Here is a 20031-nt window from a genome sequence, read left to right on the forward strand (position 1 = left end):
CCGCGGGATCGCCGGCGAAGCCGGCTCCCACAAAGCGTTGACCGTTCGTACGTCGTATCGGCCGCGAATTGCTTGGGTTCTACGGCGTGGCTCTTTTACGCCTTGTCGTGATCCGGGTTGCTCAGGCCTCTATGGACCAGCGACTGCCCGTGGAACACCGCTTCGATGTTATGGCCATCGGGGTCGAGTACGAACGCGCCGTAATAGCCTTCGTGATAGTGCGAGCGCGGACCGGGCGGGCCGTTGTCGCGGCCGCCGGCGGCGAGGGCCGCTTCATGGAAGGCGCGGACGAGTTGCTGCGAGGCGACCCGGAACGCGACGTGCACCGGCGGGCGATTCGGTTCGCCCTTGGAAATCCAGAAGTCGGGCTTGCCCCCTTCGCCGAAGCCGGCGGTATCGGTACGGCCGGTGACATTCGCGGGGAGAACGGCGAGCAGTTCGTAGTGGATGGCGGCCAGCGCAGCCTCGTAGAACCGCTTGCTGCGCTCGAAGTCGCTGACGGTGACGCCGGTGTGATCGATCATGGAAGCTCCCCAGGGCAAGGCCGAGGGGTGAGCTTAGTAGGAGCGCGCCCTGCGCGCGACATGTTTTCGGACCTGTCCTCGAGCTGGCGCGCCAGCTCCTGGGCATGGCCTCAAAACATGTCGCGCGCAGGGCGTGCTCCTACAACGGCACGACGTCAAGACACGTCGCGCACCACGGGCTTCGCTCAGCGCAACCCGGTTTCGGCGCGGGCGATGACCAGGCGCTGGATCTCGCTGGTGCCCTCGTAGATCTCGGTGATCTTCGCGTCGCGGAAATAGCGCTCCAGCGGCATTTCCTTGGAATAGCCCATGCCGCCGTGGATCTGCACGGCCTGGTGGGTGATCCACATCGCGGCTTCCGAGGCCACGAGCTTGGCCATCGAGGCCTCGGTGCCGAAGCGGCCGCCGGTCTTCTCCACCTGGCCCTTCGTCCACGCGGCGCGCAGCGTCAGCAGCAGGGCCGCGTCCAGCTTGCACTTCATGTCGGCGATCTTGGCCTGGGTCATCTGGAACGTGCCGATGGGCTGGCCGAAGGCCTTGCGGTCGCGCGACCACTGCAGCGTGGCCTCGTAGGCCGCGCGGGCGATGCCCACGGCCTGCGATGCGATACCGATGCGGCCGGCATCGAGCACACCCATGGCGATGGCGAAGCCCTTGCCTTCCTCGCCCAGCATGTCCTCCTTCGGACACACGTAGTCGTGGAACTCGATTTCGCAGGTGGCCGAGGCGCGGATGCCGAGCTTGGGTTCGGTCTTGCCGGCGAGGAAGCCTTCGCGCTTCGTGTCGATGAGGAAGGCAGACACCCCACGCGCGCCGATGCCCGGCGTGGTCACTGCGAACAGCACGATGTAGCGGGCGACGGGGCCGGAGGTGATCCAGCTCTTCTTGCCGTTGATGACCCAGTCGCCGTCGGCATTACGCACCGCGCGGGTGTGCATGTTCGAGGCGTCGGAACCGGACTGCGGCTCGGTAAGCGCGTAGGCGCCGATGGCCTCGCCCGAGGCGATGGCGCGCACGTACTTCTGCTTTTGCTCTTCCGTGCCGTTCTTCAGGATGCCGTTGCAGAACAGCGAGTTGTTCACCGACATGATGGTGGACGTGGCCGCGTCGGCCGCCGCGATCTCGACCATCGCCAGCACGTAGGCCACCGGGTCCATGCCCGCGCCGCCGTACTCTTCCGGCACTTCGATGCCCATCAGGCCCAGCTGGCCCATCTCCTGGATGTTCTCCAGGGGAAACTCGCCCTTCGCGTCGAGTTCGGCAGCCACGGGGACGATGCGCTTCTGCGCGAAGTCGCGCGCGATGGACTGGATCGACAACTGGTCGTCGGTAAAACGGAAATCCATGGGTGGTCCTCTGGCCACCCGGACGGGCGGCTGTCTTGGGGTGGAGACAAGCCCGCCATTCTAACGGTCGTTTGCCGGCTTGCCGCCGTGCACTGCAACATGCGGCCTTGACGGCCGTGCATGCTGCCCGCATCCTACGTATCTCTATATCGCGATATAAGGATGTTGGATGGATCTGTCCACGGCCTCCACGGCGCTACGGCTCCTGGCCGATCCCACCCGTGTCCGCCTTCTCGCCCTGCTGGACCGCGAGGAGCTGACCGTGGCGGAACTGGCTGCCGTCCTGCACCTGGCCCAGCCGCGCGTGTCCACCCATCTGGCCAAGCTCAAGGAAGCGGAGCTGGTGCGCGACCGGCGTGCCGGCGTGTCGGCCTATTACCGTGCCAATGCGGAAGCCGATCCGACGCTCGCGGCGTTGGTGGCCTCCCTCCGCGACACGCTGAGCGACGCCCTCCTGCGCGAGGACGCCGAGCGCCTGCCCACCGTGCTGGCGCAGCGCGCACGCGCCGAAGGCTGGGCCGACACCGTGGCCGGCGACATGGAACGCCACTACTCCCCGGGCCGCACATGGGAAACGCTGGCGCGCTCCCTCCTCCAGCTGCTCACCACGGGCGACGTCCTCGACATCGCCTCCGGCGACGGCGTCACGGCAGAACTGCTGGCACCGCATGCGCATTCCATCGTCTGCATCGACAGCTCCGAACGCGTGGTCGAGGCGGCGCGGCAGCGGCTTTCCGGCTTCGCGAATGTCGATGTGCGCACGGGCGACATGCATGCGCTCGACCTGGGCGACCGTCGGTTCGACCTTGTGCTGCTGCTGCACGCCCTTACCTACTCGACCGACCCGCAGAAGGTGTTCGCCGAGGTAGCCCGGGTGCTGAAGCCGGGCGGCCGGGTGCTCGCGTCCACGCTGGGCGAACACGACCACCGCGCGGTCGTCGAGCCGTTCGATCACCGCAACCTCGGATTCACCTGCGACGCCCTCGCCGCCATGGCAACGAACGCGGGCCTGCAGGTGGTCAGTTGCGAACGCCTGAGCCGCGAGCGCCGCGCGCCCCATTTCGAAGTCATCAGCCTGCTTGCCCGCAAGCCTTCCACGGAGGATGCACCATGAGCCAACTCCCCTGGCTTCACCCGGATCGTGTCGCCCTCATCCAGAAGGGCCTGGCCGAACGCATCATGATCCTCGACGGCGGCATGGGCACCATGCTCCAGAAGCACAAGCTCGACGAATCCGGCTACCGCGGCGAACGCTTCGCGGGCGGCCACGACAGCGCGCACGACCACGGGCACGACCATCCGGGTGAGTGCGACCTGAAAGGCAACAACGACCTGCTCCTGCTTACCCAGCCGGACATCATTCGCGGCGTGCACGAGGCGTACCTGGAAGCCGGCGCGGACTTCATCGAAACGAACACCTTCAACGCCACGCGTGTCAGCCAGGCGGATTATCACCTCGAACACCTGGTGCCCGAACTCAACCGCGAAGGCGCGCGCATCGCGCGCGAAGCCTGTGACGCGATGACCGCACGCACACCGGACCGCCCGCGCTTCGTCATCGGCGTGCTCGGGCCGACCAGCCGCACGGCGTCCATCTCGCCCGACGTGAACGATCCCGGGTTCCGCAACGTGTCCTTCGAGGAACTGAAGACGAACTACATCGAGTCCGCGCGCGCGCTGATCGAGGGCGGCGCGGACACGATCATGGTCGAGACCATTTTCGACACATTGAACGCGAAGGCCGCGCTGTTCGCCTTGAGCGAACTGTTCCATGACTTGGGTGGACGAGTGCCCGTGATGATCTCCGGCACGATCACCGACCGCTCCGGCCGCACGCTCTCCGGCCAGACCGCCGAAGCGTTCTTCTATTCGGTGGAGCACATTCAGCCGCTTTCCGTGGGATTGAACTGCGCCCTCGGCGCCGAAGACCTTCGCCCCCATGTGCAGATGCTCGCCCGCATCGCCGGCAGCGCCGTCAGCACCCACCCGAATGCCGGCCTGCCCAACGCCTTCGGCGAGTACGACGAGACGCCCGAGAGCATGGCGGAAACCATTCGTGGCTTCGCGGCGGACGGTCTCATCAATATCGTCGGCGGGTGTTGCGGCACCACGCCCGCCCATATCGCGGCCATTGCCGCTGCCGTGACGCCCTACCCGCCCCGTGCACTCAAGGACATCGCGCAAGCCGCATGAGCATTCGATATACGCGCCTTTCCGGCCTCGAACCGCTGGTCCTCACGCCGGACCTCAATTTCATCAACGTGGGCGAGCGGACCAACGTCACCGGTTCCGCGCAATTCCGCAAGCTGATCAAGGAAGGCCGCTACGAGGAAGCCGTGGAGGTAGCGCGCCAGCAGGTGGAGAACGGCGCGCAGATCATCGATATCAACATGGACGAAGGGTTGATCGATTCCGAAACGGCGATGACGCGCTTCATCAACCTGATCTCGTCCGAGCCCGACATCGCCCGCGTGCCGATCATGGTCGACTCCTCGAAATGGAGCGTGATCGAAGCCGGCCTGCGCTGCATGCAGGGCAAGGGCATCGTGAATTCCATCTCCATGAAGGAAGGCGAGGCCGCCTTTCTCGACCATGCGCACAAGGTACGCCAGTACGGCGCGGCCGTGGTGGTCATGGCCTTCGACGAAGCCGGCCAGGCCGACACGAAGGCGCGGAAGGTCGACATCTGCTCGCGCGCCTACGAGCTGTTGGTGGACCAGCTCGACTTCCCACCCGAAGACATCATCTTCGATCCGAACATCTTCGCCATTGCGACCGGCATCGAGGAACACAACAACTACGCGGTGGACTTCATCGAGGCCACGCGCGAACTGAAGAAACGCTTTCCGTCCTCGCACGTATCCGGGGGCGTGTCGAACGTGTCCTTCTCGTTCCGCGGCAACAACCCGGTGCGCGAAGCCATCCACTCGGTGTTCCTCTACCACGCGATCGCCGCCGGCATGGACATGGGCATCGTCAACGCCGGTGCCCTCGCCATCTACGACGACCTGCCCGAGGAACTGCGCGAGCGCGTCGAGGACGTGGTGCTCAACCGCCGTGCCGACGCCACCGAACGCCTGCTGGAAGTCGCCGACCGCTACAAGGGCGGCAAGGGCGAGGTGGCGGTGGAAACGGCGGCATGGCGCGAGAAGCCGGTGGTGGATCGCCTTAGCCACGCCCTCGTGCACGGCATCGACCAGTTCGTGGTGGAAGACACCGAGGAAGCCCGGCTCGCCGCGCGCCGACCGCTGGACGTGATCGAAGGCCCCCTCATGGCCGGCATGAACGTGGTGGGCGACCTCTTCGGCGCGGGCAAGATGTTCCTGCCGCAGGTGGTGAAGTCCGCGCGCGTCATGAAGAAGGCGGTGGCCCACCTCATTCCCTTTATCGAGGAAGAGAAGCGCAACTCCGGCGACGCGGGCAAGAACAACGGCAAGATCGTGCTCGCCACGGTGAAGGGCGACGTGCACGACATCGGCAAGAACATCGTGGGCGTGGTGCTCCAGTGCAACAACTTCGAGGTGATCGACCTCGGCGTGATGGTGCCTACGCAGAAGATCCTGGACACCGCGCGCGCGGAGAACGCGGACATCATCGGCCTGTCCGGCCTCATCACGCCGTCCCTGGAAGAAATGAGCCAGGTGGCTCGCGAGATGCAGCGCCAGGACTTCCACGTGCCCCTCATGATCGGCGGCGCGACCACGTCGCGCGCCCATACGGCGCTGCGCATCGAGCCCCATTACAAGTCGCCCACCGTATGGGTGAAGGACGCCTCGCGCGCGGTCGGCGTGGCGCAGTCGCTGGTCAGCAAGGACCTGGTGGACGAGTTCATGGCCAAGGTTCGCGCCGAGTACGCCGAAGTGCGCGAACGGCATCGCAACCGCGGCACGGGCAAGCAACTGGTGCCGTTGGCCAAGGCGCGCGAGCAGCGCTTCCGCGGCGACTGGGAGGCCTATCGCCCGCCGGTGCCGCGCAAACCCGGCCTCACGGTGTTTGACGATTACGACCTGGCGGAACTGCGCGGCTACATCGACTGGTCGCCGTTCTTCAATGCGTGGGAGCTGGCGGGCAAGTTCCCGGCCATCCTCACCGACGAGGTGGTGGGCGCCCAGGCCAGTGAACTCTATGCCGATGCGCAGGCCATGCTCGACACCCTGGTGGCGGAGAAGTGGCTGACCGCCCGCGGCGTGATCGGCTTCTGGCCAGCGGCGCAGCATGGCGACGACATCGAGGTGTATGCCGACGCCGTGCCCGGGAAGCGCAAGCCCATCGCCACCCTGCATCACCTCCGTCAGCAGGCCGACAAACCGGTGGAGCGCCCGGACTTCTGCCTCGCCGATTTCGTGGCGCCGCGCGACAGCGGCGTGGAAGACTGGATCGGCGGGTTCGCCGTCACCGCGGGCATCGGTATCGACGAGCACGTGGCCCGCTTCGAAGCGGCGCACGACGACTATTCGGCCATCCTTCTGAAGGCGCTGGCCGATCGTCTCGCGGAAGCCTTCGCCGAGCGCATGCATGAGCGCGTGCGCAACGAGTTCTGGGGTTACGAGCCGGACGAGACGCTGGACAAAGAGGCGCTGATCGCCGAGGCCTATCGCGGCATCCGCCCTGCCCCCGGCTACCCGGCCTGCCCCGAGCACACCGAGAAGCGCACGCTCTTCGACTTGCTCGACGCCCGCACGCATACCGGCATCGAACTGACCGACAGCTTCGCCATGTACCCTACCGCCGCGGTTTCGGGCTGGTACTTCTCCCACCCCGATAGCCAGTACTTCGTCGTGGGACGCCTGACCCGCGAACAGGTGGACGACTATGCGAAGCGCAAGGGCTGGGACCGCACCGAAGCCGAACGCTGGCTGGCCCCGTACCTCGATTACGACCCGGATTGACCGGCCTTGTGTGGGACCGGACCGGCTTTATGTGGGAGCCGCTTCAGCGGCGATGGGGGCTCATGGCAAGCTTGCCCGCTGCCGCGGGATCGCCGGCGTAGCCGGCTCCCACAAGGGAACGGGTCAGTCTTCGGGACCGCCCGGCTTCACCGTTTCCTGCCGATCCCTGTGCCGCAGGTGCGCGAACACGTTGTAGAACGACACCAGCATCGGGAAGGCCGTCTGGATGATGCCCACCGAATCGTTCTTGCCCCAGATGAAATAGGCCAGGGTCAGCACACTGCCGCTGACGGACAGGTACCAGAAGGACATCGGCACGGTGACCTTCCTGTTCTTCTTCGTGGCATAGAACTGCACGAACCAGCGCGCCGTGAAGAGCAGCGTGCCGAGAAGACCGATGATCTTCCAGGGGGTGAGGGTCAGGAGGTGGAGATCGGCGAGGGCTTCATGCATGGCGGTGTCCGGGGCGTGCGAGATCGCCCATTCTAGGGGGCCGCGCTTGATGGCGGCTTAGCGGCGGCTGGGCCACGCATCGGGTAACAAAGAAAAACCCGGCACGTGGCCGGGTTTTTCAAAAGACGATGGTGGGCGGTACAAGGATCGAACTTGTGACACCTGCCGTGTGAAGGCAGTGCTCTACCGCTGAGCTAACCGCCCATCGCGAGCCGCGTATCTTACAAGCGTTTACGGACCCGGTCAATGGTCGTCAGGAGGCCGGCGTGCAATAGCCGGCAGCGGCGTCGGAGCTGGCGCTCTTGGGGAGCTCCACAAGGCCCGCCCTGCCCGATGCCTGGATGTCGAAGCGCCGCCCGGAGACACGCAAGGTGCTCTCGCCGATATCCTCGCTGCCGCGGCGCGCGCAGAGCAACAGGCTCACCGTGCCGGCGGTCGAGGCGCCGCGGGGGCTGAAGGTGAGTATCTTGTTGGCGCTCGGCGCGCGCAGGGATACCGCGGGCGTCGCCTGGGACACCTTGATCAACTCGTCCCCCGCCGTGAACGCCTTGTCGGGTGCTGTCGAGGTATATACGAGGTAGCCGGTGGCGTAGTCCGACGACACCGCGCACTCGGGCTCGTCGGCGGCCGCGTCGAGCGTCGGACAGATCGATACGAAGACACTGCGGGTGATCGCCGTGGTTCTGGCAAGGCGCAGGGTACCGAGGAATTCGTTGCTCTGCGAAGCCACCTGGTTGCGGTGCATGAAGTCGATGAACGACGGCGCGGCAAGGCCCGCCAGCACGGCCAGCACCGTCACCGTGACCACCATCTCGATGAGCGTGAATCCGTTCGCGGTCCGGCGGCCCATCATTTCTTTCCCCCACCGCAGTAAGTATCCACATCGGCCTGCGCGGTCCGGCGAGCGGCCTCGATCTCGTCCGGCCGCAGGCGGCGGGATGCCGTGGGATCGGTGCTGTCGACAAGCATGGAGCCGCTCGACAACGTGGCGAGGTTCGCCCGTGCCGATTCGCAGTTCCGCGTGGTTGCCGCCGTCTCGGCCGCATCGAGCTTGGCCTCGCTAGCGGCCTGCGGAACGACAGGTGCGGTTGCCGCCTCCGTACCGCCCTTGACGGTCATCCTCGTGGCACCGCGTCCCTGTGGCGGCTGGTCGGTGTAATGCACGGTTCCTGACGCATCGGTCCACTTGTAGACGCTCACGGATTGCCCCCGTGCCGCGCCCATCGTCGCAAGGAGGAACACGGCAAGACAGGGCACGAGCGACGTCTTCATCATTTGCTCCAGCAGACCGGATCGTTCGTCTTGGTACCGGTCGACCCCTGGGCACCGAGGTTGTTCAGTGTGAGTGTCTGGCACTCGGGATCGTGCGCGGCCTGGTCGTTCAACGCTTTCGCCTCCACGCGGAACGCCGTGCTGGTGGCGACGGCCACGCCTATTTCGTATCTGTCACCCGCCATGGTCTTCGATGCGTTGAGATCGTCCAGGCTGTCCGTGTATGCGTTCTTCGTATAGAAGTACCGCTCCTCGCGCGCGGCCACGTCGATCAACGCCGCCTGCGCATCCACGCGATGCGAACGAATGACGTACTTACGATAGGAAGGAATGGCGACGGCGGCGAGTATGGCCACTATCAGTACCACGATCACCAACTCGATGAGCGTGAAGCCCCGCGAGTCCCTTTGCTGCGTACGTCCGGTCATCACTTGCTCCCCAATGGCTCGCGCCAGGACGTTTCGCCGCTGGTCACGGGTTTTAGCGTAGCCACATCCTTGCACACGATGGCACCCGTCGATGTCTGCGTGCAGGCGGTGATCTTCTTGCTACCGTTCCGGTCTTCGCCGGCGCTGCCCGAATGCAGGCTGGGCGGCGCCGGGAGCCCCTGTCCCAGCCCCTGGGATTCGTTGATGCGGCCGCCGGTACCGGTGCCGAAGATAGCAGCGCCGGGATCGGCCGTGCCGGTCTTGTAATTGTTCGCTACCAGATAGGCGTTGCCGAGGCCCGTGCAGATGGACGTGCCGGGCACGTAGGTGGTGGTCAGCAACAGGCCGCCCAGCAGCGCCTGGGCGCTTACCACCCGCTCCGACGGGTTCTGCCCGTCGATCTGAAGGTTGCGGTACCAGCCGGCCACCTTCGGGCTGTCGAACACTGCCGACAGGGCATCGAAGGTGCTCGTGTCCTTCGGTACCAGCGAGCTGTCGTCGGGAATCCCGGTAACCGACTCGTCGCCGAAGATATTGAAGTTCGTCACATTGACCAGGTTGCCCATCGTCACCGCCGTCTTGGCCTGCGGGTCGTCGCCCGTGAGCAGCGACGTGTCGATGATGCCGTAGATGCGCTGCTGCGCAGCCGTGGTCTTGTCGGCCGTGGTGAACACGCGCCCCGTGCCGAAGAAGGCCATCGGCGCGCCGCGGTCGTTTCGTCCCAGGGTCGGGCGGATCGTCACCGGCTGGCCGTCGGGCGCATCGGAGGCCGTCAGGTCCAGCAGCATTCCGGTACCCGTTGCTGCGCCCCACTTCGTGGCGTCGGCCTGTCCGTTAATCGCGATCTTCCAGAAGTGTCCACCGAATTCGTTGGTTCCGCGGTCGTAGACACTGCCGAAATAGATCCCTTCCGCTTTCCCGTCGAGATTGAAATCCGAAGCGATGAGGTCGCCCGCGAAGCTCTTCGTGCCCTTGGCATTGCCGGCACCCAGGTCGATGGTCGTCGGCGAGACCACCGGCACCGAGGCCGTCAGATCCTTCATGTTGTAGATGTTGACGCGCAGGTTGGCGCTCGACGCCACACGCTTCGCGTCGGTCGGACCCGAACCTATGGCCAGGTAGAACTGGTTCGGGTCGCCTGTCGGCACATCGCGAATGACCGCCATGGCCGGCTGGGACGTCGTACGCGTTCCCGGGAAGCTCAATTCCGCGAGAACCCGAGGCGGCTTCTCCGGGTTGGTCACGTCCATCACCACGTAGGCGGATTCGCCAGTGAACGTGTTGGGCGTCTTCGGATCGGTCGAGGTGTTCACGCTGATCGTGCCGCCGCCGAGGCGGAACGGCACGACGAGCACCGTACCCCACCCTTCGATGTGGTCCGCGTCGCTGGCGAACGTCTTCACATCGAACGCGAGCGGGCTACCGTCCACGTAGTACACGTGCTTGTAGTTCGGATCGACCAGCCAGCGCAGATGGGGCAGAAGGTTGCCAGGCACGTAAGCCCAGACCTCGGCGCCGAGCGGATGCGCCGTGCGGGTCGCGGTGACCGTGCCCGTCGCGTTCGGAGTGTCCTTCGTGCAGATGGCGTTGGTCGGTTGCGTCGTGAACCGCTGGCAGCTGGTGTTGTAGAAACCGCCATTGAAGGCATGAATCATTCCGTCGTTGGCACCGACGTACACCATCTGACGGCGGTTGCGATACGTGTTGCGGAAGTCTGCGTACGACGTGTCGTTGTACAGCAGATCGTAGGCTTCTGCCGGTGCGCTGACGACCAGCGGCGTCGAGTTCACGATGTCGCCCAGGCGCGACACCCGTCCGACAAGACTGCTGTCGGTACCGTAGTCGACGGTGCGATTGCGCAAACCGGTGATTTCGGTACCGCGAATCCAGTTGACGATGTTCTGGGCCTCCGCGGCATTGTCGCTGTTGAGGAAGCGATAGTTCGTCGAGTTGAAGGATGTGGTGCCCGTGCTGTCCCAGGCGAACGGCTGGATCTCGCCATCGTCGACAACCCCGTTCCGGTTCGCGTCGATCCACGTGAAGATGTAGCGGCCCGCGGCATCACTGAATGCGGTGCCGTAAGCGCGCAGCAGATTGGTCTTGAGTTCCGGATCCCACAGAAGATTGCGCGCGTTCCAGAGCGAGCGGATGTCGGACAGCTCGATGGTCGTGCTCGTGCCGGCCTTGAATGTGTCGGGGTCGGTACTGGTGATGCGCGTGGCGACGGTCTTCTGACCGCCTGCCTGGTAGCTGTATTCGATGACCGGGTCGGTCACGTAATCGTCTAGCTGCCCGTTGTGGTTCCCATCCTCGCGCAATAGCCCGTACTGGTCGGTCCACAAGCCGGACAAGGAACCCGCCCAGGTCGCCCGCTTGCCCGAATTGTCGGTGCGCTCGGCCTCGTACAGCGCCTGGTAGGTCACACCGGTGCCGTTGGCGCTCGTCGCCACCGTGGCGGCGGCCGTTCCGGACGCGATCTTTGCCAGGATCTTACGGAACAGGGCATCGAGGGACGCTTCGAGCTTGCCCGGATCCGTGACGAGGAAGTAGTTGTCGGGGATGCCGTCCTTGTCCGTGTCCCATTTGCTGGTGTCCAGAGGATCGATATCGTTAGCGGGCGTGTCCGTGCCGTCCGCCTTGGACGTATCGAGGCGGAACCCGCCCCACTTCGCAGCATAGAGCAACGGATCCTTCAGCGAACCCGCCGTGCTGTTGCCAATGGCGTACACGCCGGTGGTCGCCGGATCGCTGACGGTACAGTTCCGGCAACCACCGCTCGCGTTGATCTTCTTGCTGGTGTCGGTGCTGTTGAGCGTATTCCCGTTGACATCGACGATGGTCGGCGACGTCGGATCGGTGTAATTGAAATTGTAGATGCCCGAATGGAAGTGCGGGCCATCCTTCGTGGTCCCCGACACGATATACCCGAAGCCCTGACCGTTGTTCGTCGAAGCGGACACCGGTTTGGTCGTAATCTTCACCGTGTCGCTGGTGATGGCGTAGCTGATGATGCCCCACATGTCCTGGTCGTAGTCACCGCCACCGAAGCTGTCTTCCCAGTCGGCGTAGAAGCTGCCTGTGGCCGTCGCCACCCCGTTGACGGTGGTGACCTGCTGGTTGAGCACCTTGAAATCCACCAGCGCGCCGCCGCCGACGCCATTGGCCAGGGTCAAACGGTAGGCCGGAATGATCGTGACGAACTTGCCGCTGCCGCCCGGCACCGCGACGCGGATCTGCGGCGTGTTGGTGGCGAGCTGTACGCCGAACGTCGTGACCTTCAAGGAGGTGCGATCTTCCGGCGGCACGATCGGGCTGCCCGTCTTCGGGTCGTTGCCGAGATCGCGGATGCGATTGATGTGGGCGCCATACGCCGCGCCTGCCATGAGGTAACCACCCTTCAGCGCGGGGCTTTCCGGGCAGATGCCCTGCACGCCCGACAGATCGTTGATCACCTTGGCCGAGCAGAGGTCGGCACCGGTCGTGGCGCCCGGTGCGTTACCGACGAACCAGCTCTTGCCGGTGATGCCCTCGCCCGTCGCCACCAGATTGGTCCAGTCGCCGACCGACTTCTTGGTGTTGAGGTCGTCAAATCCCGACACCTGGTCGGTATCGTAGGAAAGCGAGCTGGCGTTGAAGTTGATGACGTTCAGCGCCGCGCAGAAGTTGGCTTCGGTGATCGGGCTGACCCAGCTGGTGACCGCCGTGAGGCCAAGCGTCGCGTCTTCCGTAGTGCCTGTCGAGGTCGGCACGAACGAAGGATTGGGCGACTTGCCGCCGGAAAGGTAGCGCAGCGTCTCGATATAGCTCTCCGCCATGGGGTTACCCCAGGACGAACAGTTGCCTTCGGCCACCAGACCGTTCTTGCCGGCCTGTGACGGATCGGACGTGATGCCTACCTGCTGGTACGTACACCCGTTGCCATTGCCGTAGTTGTTGCCGGAACCGTACTGATAACCGTAGATGCGCAAGGCATTGATGTTGGAAATGATGCCCTTGCCGCTCGTCGTTGTCTGGAAGACGCCGGTCGTCGCATCGATCTCGTTGTCGATGAAGTCGCCGGAGTTCTTGTCGGGGCCGGGTAGGGCCGCACGCACGACGCCACCGGAGGCGTTCTTGTCGAAACTGGGCGTGACGAGACCGAACTTGATATTGCCCGACTCGCCGTACTTCTGCAGGAGCCCGATCGGCTTGTAGATCGGATTCGTGGCCTGGTCGTTCGGATACTTCTTGCAGTTCTCGCCGCCGATCAGGCCCGCCACGCAGACCTGCACCCGCACATTGAACTCGGCCCAGTCCGTACCGCTGGTTCCATTGGCCTTGCGAGGATTCTCGGCCGACGCGCCGAGGCCGGAGAATGCCGCGCGGTTGCCGTTGCTCAGGAACCCGTCGTCGAAGCTACCCTGCGAATTGGACTTATCTTCAGCCCACTGGCACTGAAGGCTCTCGTTCGACCCCCACAGGGACATGTCACCCGTCTGCATACGCAGTTGCGGCGCCGCGTCGTCGCCTTGCGACAGGTTGTTCGAACTGCCCTTCGGCGTGGTGTTGCAGAAGCTGATGCCGGTACGGGTAAGGTTCGTCACGTTCCACGAAGCGATACCTACGAGTGTCGCCATGCAGGTCGCAGTGCTATTACACGCCGTGGTGCCCAGGCGACTACCGCTGAACATGCCGTCCTGCACGCGCAGCTCGATGCGATTCGCCGTTGCCTTCGCGTAGGTCTTGTCCGTTCCGTCATTGATGAAACGGACGGGAGCGTCGAGTACCAGCGTCCCGTCCTTAGTCGAGGTGGAGATCCTTATCTGATCGCCCACCTGCATCTTCAGCGTGCTGTCCATCGCCTTCAGGCGCAGCACGACGTACGTCCTGTTGTTTTCGCCCAGCGTGCTGGTGCTGCTGTAGACGTAATTCGAGCTTGGATTCAGCGTCTGGGTCGGGCGTGTGGCCGAGGGGCTGTACGGCGTGAGACTTGCGATGTCGCTGCCGTTGTAGAACTTGGAGAACGAGTGCGCGTCCATCGGCAGGTGCGCACGTTCTAGCACCGTACTGGTGGTGGTATCGGTGGAACGAAGGCCTCCGTAGAGGATCTTGCGCACCTCATCCATGCGGGTCATGGTCACCCAGTTCAGGAAGTTTCCCGACCACTGGCTCGTGCAATAGTGATTCGTCGTGACGGCCTTCGGCACGAACATGTTGTTCGAGTACGCGTAGCACTTCGTGGAATCGAAATAGCCGGCGTACGTCAAGTTATTGTTGTACGTCGTGTCGAGCGCGCCGTCGCCATTGAGATCGGAGAAGTCGTTGTACGCCTTGTAGAACAACTGGTGGTCGCGGGACAGGTTCAGCATGACCAGCGGCGCGGCACCGGCGACACCAAGCGGCGGATCGACGGCATAAGCCGAAGCCTGTTGCAGCGAACTCGAAATGGCCGTTGCGCTCGCCATCGGGGCGGTGCCAAAGCTCGCACCCAAAAATGCGACGAGCGTGCCGAGCAGGAGTCCGTGGCGGTTCAAGCGGAAGATGGTCATCGGGCTGTCCTGGACGCGGTCAGTTGCGGATCGTCTGCTGGTATTGCGTATGCGTCGTCGCCGCGCCATTGCCCGGCGCGGTAGCGACGCTCTTCACTTCGAAATACATCTCGGCACCGCCGGCGGCGGCACCGACCCCTAGCCCGCGGTAACCCGCGGCCTGGGCGCCGCCCGCACCGTCTTTCATCACGGTACCGTCCGGGACCACCGCCACCTTGGCATCCACGTCCGCGCTGCACGACTCACTGGACGTGTCGCAGATGGCGATCACCATGTCGGGATGCCAGGTGTTGGCGTTGTAGAGGGTTTCCTTCGGCAGGTCGCCGCAGGCTGGCTGTAGGGTGCCGTAGAACAGCGAAGCCTTGCCCGAGCAATCGGTCTGCAGGGCGGTCTTCACCTTGGCGAGCATGCCCGCGGGAATGTCCGACGAATAAGTGAACTCGGAGTCGGGTACGTCGCCGTTGAACGAGGAAGGCCAGCCACGTGCGAACACGTGTTCGTCGAACAGTGCGATCGGCACAGCACGCAAGGCTTCGGATGCTTCGAAGGCCGCTTCGTGCCGCGCGGAGTTCGTGACCATGCGCATTTCCACGAGCGTGCCCTTCATCGCCATGACGGCCACGATGGAAAGCACCAGGAGGAAGATGAGCCCGATGAAGAGTGCGATGCCGCGCTGTGCGCGCCGTGCGGAATAGATACGCATGTTCATCCCCTCACCCGGTTGCGCAAAAGCACTACCTGCGAGCTCATGGTCCGCGTGTACTGCTGAGGATTGTCGCCGTACGTGCCGGCCGGCTGGTCCTTGCAGAGGTTCGTGTCTGTGGTTTCCGGATAAGTCACTGCTCCGTCTTTCGCGATGGTGTATGCGCAATGCGGGGAGACGGTAAAGGTATCGGCATGGGGTACACGGGTGTCCCGCGTACTTGACCTGGCAATGAAGCTGGCCCGCACCTGTGTCACTGCCGCCCACTGGGTGTCGGACGCCTTGGCGAAAGGCACCTGATGAAGGTGTTCCTTGTCCGGCCCCGCCAACCACGAGTACTCGAAAGACAGTTCCTCGATGCCGTCCACGACCACTTCGGAGACAGGCTTCCCATCTTCGTCCAGGCGCAGGCGCACCAGCGAAGGCGACGGTGTGCCGCCATCGTCGGTCGCATCGCACACGCCATTGGCTCCGGGATCGGCGCAGGGACGGAGGTAATACATCTCAAGCTGGAACGGGTACACATATCGGCCCGTGGTCGTCGCCAACGTGGGCTTCGGCACCGGGTCGTCGCGGCGAAAGAGCGCCGCCTGCTGCCCCAACCCTGACACCACGAAGATGCTGGTCTGGTTGGGCACCACATTGGGATCGGTGGAATCGAAGGCAGGAGTGTCGGGACCCTTGTCGGGATCGTAGCCGGTGGTATCGGCATACCTGACGACCACAACATCCGACCCTTTCACGTAATTGGCGTTGTCGACGCAGTCGGGGATGGGGAACGTGTCGCCGCCGTCGTAGCCGAAGATACCGTTCTGCTTTCCCGGACCCACGCTCAGTACCCAGGCGGCGTCGCAGCCGTCACCGCCGATGCCGGCGGTGTTGGCGGTGGGAACGATCGCGTCGGGTTTCACGCCGCCCCAGAAGTCGGCCATGCGCAGCGACCAGGCCAGGCGCGACGCGGCGAACCGCACGTTTTCCTGGTTGAAGTTGTTGCTCTGCTGCAGGGTGAAGGCCTGGCGGTTCGCCATGAGCACGCTGATGAGTCCGGCGACGACGATCAGGCCGATCACCAGGGACACCATGAGTTCAACCAGCGAGAAACCGCGGCTGGAGCGACCGGAAAGCGGCATTCGATCGTTCCTCATTGCAGGTAGCTGAAGCTGTAGGTCTGGGTCGAGTCGGTGTTCTCGTCGTCGGCGACGCCGGCCCAGGACACCTTGATGACGAGCGTGCCAAGGTTGTCGTCGCGGGTGACGGTGGCCACGCTATGTCCGGCCGCCGGGGCCGGCAGATTCTTCTTCAGCGCAAGTTGCCAACAGGCCAGATCCCGCTTGGCCACGTCGGCGGGCGTGTCGAGTGTCGTGGAGGCGCAGTCGGCCTCGGTGTAGGCGGTGGTTCCGTCATAGAGATAGTCGCTGTCGCCCGTTGCGGGAATGGCGCCCTTCGGGTTGGCGCGCATCGATTCCGCGAGGCTGCGCGCCAGGATGATGGCACTGGTGCGCGACCCGGATTCCTTCGTGAACTGCGCGCCACGCATCTGCAACATGGCGATGCCCAGCAGCCCGATGCTGAACACCAGGACCGCGACCATGACCTCGATGAGCGAGACGCCGTCGATGCGCCCGCGCGATATCCGCTGATCCACCCTTTACCCCCGCCCCTTGACCGGACCCTATCCGGCACACTGAAGGATCGGCAAAGGGTTCAACTCAGGCAAGCCGGACCCGACCAGCGGTCAGAAAAAGCCGACAGACGGCATCCACCTGCCCGCTACCCGGTTTTCACGTCCGCCGTTGCTCCATGGCTGTGTCCCCACCTAAAGGAGCGCCGCCATGAACCACGACCGCCAGGACGTGAAACACCCCGACCACGGCCAGCCCAAGCACAAGGAAAGCGAGGCGGAAAAGAAGGAGCGCAAGAACCACGCGGACGAGAACCAGGATCAGGCGCTGGAAGAGACCTTCCCCGCCAGCGATCCGGTTTCGCCTTTCGTCCCGGCGAAGGCGCCAGACTGAACGGCATGCAACCACGCGACGCCGTGCGTTCCACCGACACACCGGCGTCGCCTCCGCATAACGGAGCGGTCACGAAATCGCGCGGAGAATGAGCGGGCTAAATAGGGAGTCAGTCCGTGCTCGCGCAGTATGTTTTCAGTGCCACCGAAGCCCCGTTCCGTATCGTCCGCCACGGCCACCGCTGGCGTGCTCTGTACGGCGATGCCGAAGTCGGCCGCTACGATCTTCCGGAAGATGCCATCCGCGACCTTCGTGATCGTTACCCGTCGGCCCGTGTGCCGCGCCGCCTTGGCGACTGGCGCTTCATCCCCGACGCCCCGCTCCGCCACCTGCCGCCGCCCACGGCCGCAGCCATGGCGCGCCTGAGCGCGGCTTAAGCGGCCGGATTCCGCAGAGCGTCGGGCCTTTCCCGGCCGCCCGCATTCCACTCGCGGGCCAGCAAGGCGAACACCATGTCGTCTGTCCACTCCCCGCGCATCAGGTAGCTCTCCACGTGGTGTGCTTCCTGACGGAAGCCCAGCGATCTCAGCAACGCGATGCTGGCCACGTTACGGGGATCCACCGACCCTACGACGCGCCGATATCCCCACGTGCCGAAGGCGAGCCCAATCACTGCGGCCATTGCCTCCCGCGCATAGCCCCTTCCCTGCCGGTCCGGCCTCAGCGTGACGCCGAATTCGATGGCATCGAGCTGGCTTGCGGGGAAGTGGATGCCGAGATCGCCGACCAGCTCCTGCGTCTCCGCTTCACGGATGGCAAGCTGGAACCAGCTGTCCGGTGCCGCGAAAACTTGCGCGGATTGTCGTTCGATGAAGGATGCGGCCTCGGCGAGATCGGCTGGCTTCCAGCCCTGGAAGCGCGCCACGGTGTCGTCGCCGCGATAGGCGAAAAGCGTAGGCGCATCGGCGGGCAGGAGGGTGTCGAGCTGCAGCCGCGGTGTGGTGATGGTGGCAAATACGGGAGTGTCCATTCCGATATCCTCCGCGGAATCGGATTTCCTCACAACCCTGGAGTCGCCCTTGAGCCCCATCACCGGCGGTTGCCGCTGCGGACAGATCAGGTACGAGCTTTCCATCGACGCGCTGCCCCCGAGCTATGCCTGTCATTGCCTGGATTGCCAGACGTGGACAGGTGTCGCCTTCAGCCAGAGCTGCATCCTGCCCGCCGACACCCTGACGGTGACAGGCGAGACCGTGGTCTACGAACTGGAAGGCACGTCCGGCCGTGTGTCGCGGCAACGCATCTGCCCAACCTGCCACACCCGCGTGTACAACACGAACAGCGGCCACGGCTTCGCGGTGCTCCGCGCAGGCACGCTCGATCGCAGCAATGAACTCGACTGCGTGGCCCATCTATGGACACGCCGCAAGCAGGCCTGGCTCGTCATTCCTCCCGGGGTGCCTACCTGGCACGAGGCGCCGGCGATGAACGAACTCGCGGCGGCGTTGGGCCTCGCGTGACAGGCACAAAAAGAACCCGCATGAGCGGTTTTTCGAGGCGCTGCCGCCCAGCTATGAACGCGCGGGCAACCGCGCTGGGCCTCCGCGATTTTTACGCCTTCGTTACCGCGAAAGTGCTCTTCCCGCGCAGCTTTTTTACAGCCTTCGGCCCGACACTGAGCGCCCGTCCGTCGGAGCGAAGCAGCGATGTCGATCGTCGTAATCACAGGCCCGCGCCCGTGCGCGGAACAGGTCACTCTCGCGGATGACGCCATGTTCCGCCTCTGGGAGCGTGCCCAGGCGGCAGGCGTCGACCTGCTCTGGCGCCCGTGCAGCGACTTCAACGAGTTGACCCGCCACCTCGGCCGCTCGCCCTCCGATCACGCCGATCTGGTCCTGCTGGACATCGACGCCAACGACGTGCCCGTGCAGGACGTGGCCCCGCTTCGCGATGCGTTGGCGGTGCTCGACGTACCGTATATCGAAGTGCACGACCACAGCGACGCATCCGATGCGTCGGCACTGGCCCCGGGCCATCCCTCGCTGGTCAGCGTGGTCGTCCCGGGCAACACGATGGCCGGCTACGACATGGCCCTGTCGATCGGCCTGCGCTACCTCGCCGACGAAACGCGCCTGGCCGCATAAGCCCTTTACCGACATCGCCGGCAGGGCCAGTTGGGCCGGTCGATGGCCAGGCACAAAAAAACCCGCGTGAGCGGGTTTTTCTGCTTCCTCCGGGACCGCTCGGCGGCAGTTCGGGAGGGAAATCTGTGAGGGAATAGGGTATCGAGCCGACCCTATACGCCTTAGCGGCCAGACCAGGAAGTGTATCCCACAGAGGACTGGACTCACAATCCACCCGCGCGCCTGTCTCAACGAGAAAAGGGCACCCGAAGGTGCCCTTGTCCCGGTTAACCCCAGGGCAGGAAGCGGAGGACCGCCAACCAGCCGAAGCCAAGCTCGAGTCGAAAACGACGCGGGTTTGCCCTGCGGTCCGACCAACTGGCTTCTAGGCACAAAAGGCTCATAAGAGTTCCTTTTCTGTCTGCCTCCGTGACCCATGAAGGATGTGCCGGAAGCGCGAGGCCAGGCGACGGCAGTTCACCGTTTAGAGGTCAGTTGCGCGCCGTCACCGCACACCTTGGAATCGATCGTAGAATCTCGCGCGGCGGTGCGCAACTGCCTTTCGGTTGGACCGATGGATTTAGTCCCTTGCACCATGCAAGGACTTCATGCACTTGGACTTCATTTTGTACGGGCAGCTTGCGACACGGGTTCGCGGTGCGTCTCAGTTGGCGAGCACCTGACGACGTCCCCCCAGTTTTGAGTAGCACGGCGATTTGGAGTCCAATCCCCCAACTGACGGAGATTGGACGTGAAGAAGCGCTTTTCCGAAGAGCAGATCATCGGCTTCCTGCGTGAGGCCGAAGCCGG

At 64.4% G+C, this 20031-nt stretch carries 18 protein-coding genes and 1 tRNA gene; 7 read left to right on the top strand and 12 right to left on the bottom strand.

Annotated elements, in window-relative coordinates; genetic code table 11:
• Positions 1-95: 95 nt before the first annotated feature.
• Positions 96-524 carry a VOC family protein gene (locus HBF26_RS03485; protein ID WP_167123054.1) on the bottom strand — a complete coding sequence of 143 codons (429 nt, stop codon included), beginning with the start codon at positions 522-524 and terminating at the stop codon, positions 96-98.
• A 185-nt stretch (positions 525-709) separates the two neighbouring features.
• The gene (locus HBF26_RS03490; RefSeq protein WP_167123056.1) at positions 710-1870 is read right to left on the bottom strand and encodes an acyl-CoA dehydrogenase family protein; all 1161 of its coding nucleotides are present in this window, start codon (positions 1868-1870) and stop codon (positions 710-712) included.
• 169 nt (positions 1871-2039) lie between these two features.
• On the opposite strand from HBF26_RS03490, the gene HBF26_RS03495 reads away from it, so the two are divergent.
• The 3 genes from HBF26_RS03495 to metH are packed head-to-tail and all read left to right on the top strand — an operon-like array spanning position 2040 to position 6759.
• A complete protein-coding gene (locus HBF26_RS03495; RefSeq protein ID WP_167123058.1) occupies positions 2040-2984 on the top strand; it encodes an ArsR/SmtB family transcription factor in 945 nt (314 codons plus the stop codon).
• Positions 2981-4063, top strand: a complete 1083-nt coding sequence (locus tag HBF26_RS03500) for a homocysteine S-methyltransferase family protein (protein ID WP_167123060.1) — start codon at positions 2981-2983, stop codon at positions 4061-4063. The genes HBF26_RS03495 and HBF26_RS03500 overlap by 4 nt, the downstream gene beginning before the upstream one ends.
• On the top strand, positions 4060-6759 hold the full coding sequence (gene metH, locus HBF26_RS03505; RefSeq protein ID WP_167123062.1) for a methionine synthase: 2700 nt from the start codon (positions 4060-4062) through the stop codon (positions 6757-6759). The genes HBF26_RS03500 and metH overlap by 4 nt, the downstream gene beginning before the upstream one ends.
• 123 nt (positions 6760-6882) lie before the next feature.
• Here metH and HBF26_RS03510 read toward each other — a convergent pair whose 3' ends face one another.
• The 9 genes from HBF26_RS03510 to pilV all read right to left on the bottom strand — a co-directional run bounded on the left by HBF26_RS03510 (position 6883) and on the right by pilV (position 16788).
• Entirely contained in the window at positions 6883-7212 is a 330-nt protein-coding gene (locus HBF26_RS03510; protein WP_167123064.1) for a lipid-A-disaccharide synthase N-terminal domain-containing protein, read from the bottom strand.
• Positions 7213-7341: 129 nt separating this feature from the next.
• A tRNA-Val gene (locus tag HBF26_RS03515) sits at positions 7342-7416 on the bottom strand.
• A 49-nt stretch (positions 7417-7465) separates the two neighbouring features.
• A complete protein-coding gene (locus HBF26_RS03520; protein ID WP_167123066.1) occupies positions 7466-8062 on the bottom strand; it encodes a GspH/FimT family pseudopilin in 597 nt (198 codons plus the stop codon).
• On the bottom strand, positions 8062-8484 hold the full coding sequence (locus HBF26_RS03525) for a DUF4124 domain-containing protein (protein WP_167123068.1): 423 nt from the start codon (positions 8482-8484) through the stop codon (positions 8062-8064). The genes HBF26_RS03520 and HBF26_RS03525 overlap by 1 nt, the downstream gene beginning before the upstream one ends.
• A complete protein-coding gene (locus HBF26_RS19725) occupies positions 8484-8912 on the bottom strand; it encodes a type IV pilin protein (protein ID WP_167123071.1) in 429 nt (142 codons plus the stop codon). Before HBF26_RS19725 ends, HBF26_RS03525 begins: the two co-directional genes overlap by 1 nt.
• Positions 8912-14440: a pilus assembly protein gene (locus HBF26_RS03535; protein ID WP_167123073.1), complete on the bottom strand. Its 5529-nt coding sequence runs from the start codon at positions 14438-14440 to the stop codon at positions 8912-8914. Before HBF26_RS03535 ends, HBF26_RS19725 begins: the two co-directional genes overlap by 1 nt.
• Positions 14441-14459: 19 nt before the next feature.
• A complete protein-coding gene (locus HBF26_RS03540) occupies positions 14460-15143 on the bottom strand; it encodes a pilus assembly PilX family protein (protein ID WP_167123075.1) in 684 nt (227 codons plus the stop codon).
• A 2-nt stretch (positions 15144-15145) separates the two neighbouring features.
• A complete protein-coding gene (locus tag HBF26_RS03545; RefSeq protein ID WP_167123077.1) occupies positions 15146-16273 on the bottom strand; it encodes a PilW family protein in 1128 nt (375 codons plus the stop codon).
• An 11-nt stretch (positions 16274-16284) separates the two neighbouring features.
• A complete protein-coding gene (pilV, locus tag HBF26_RS03550; protein ID WP_167123079.1) occupies positions 16285-16788 on the bottom strand; it encodes a type IV pilus modification protein PilV in 504 nt (167 codons plus the stop codon).
• A 187-nt stretch (positions 16789-16975) separates the two neighbouring features.
• Between pilV and HBF26_RS03555 the strand changes: the two genes are divergently transcribed.
• Together HBF26_RS03555 and HBF26_RS03560 are read left to right on the top strand one after the other, a co-directional pair.
• Complete coding sequence (locus tag HBF26_RS03555; protein WP_167123081.1) at positions 16976-17158, top strand: hypothetical protein; 183 nt, start codon at positions 16976-16978, stop codon at positions 17156-17158.
• A gap of 116 nt (positions 17159-17274) precedes the next feature.
• Positions 17275-17535, top strand: a complete 261-nt coding sequence (locus HBF26_RS03560) for a hypothetical protein (RefSeq protein ID WP_167123083.1) — start codon at positions 17275-17277, stop codon at positions 17533-17535.
• On the opposite strand, the gene HBF26_RS03565 is transcribed toward HBF26_RS03560, so the two are convergent.
• Complete coding sequence (locus HBF26_RS03565; RefSeq protein WP_240151206.1) at positions 17532-18188, bottom strand: GNAT family N-acetyltransferase; 657 nt, start codon at positions 18186-18188, stop codon at positions 17532-17534. The two genes, HBF26_RS03560 and HBF26_RS03565, sit on opposite strands and share 4 nt — an antisense overlap.
• Between HBF26_RS03565 and HBF26_RS03570 the strand changes: the two genes are divergently transcribed.
• Both HBF26_RS03570 and HBF26_RS03575 read left to right on the top strand, forming a co-directional pair.
• Entirely contained in the window at positions 18178-18618 is a 441-nt protein-coding gene (locus HBF26_RS03570) for a GFA family protein (RefSeq protein WP_205287583.1), read from the top strand. The two genes, HBF26_RS03565 and HBF26_RS03570, sit on opposite strands and share 11 nt — an antisense overlap.
• Positions 18619-18870: 252 nt before the next feature.
• On the top strand, positions 18871-19242 hold the full coding sequence (locus HBF26_RS03575) for a hypothetical protein (RefSeq protein WP_167123089.1): 372 nt from the start codon (positions 18871-18873) through the stop codon (positions 19240-19242).
• Positions 19243-20031: the final 789 nt, after the last annotated feature.

Source organism: Luteibacter jiangsuensis (assembly GCF_011742555.1).
GTDB lineage: Bacteria > Pseudomonadota > Gammaproteobacteria > Xanthomonadales > Rhodanobacteraceae > Luteibacter > Luteibacter jiangsuensis.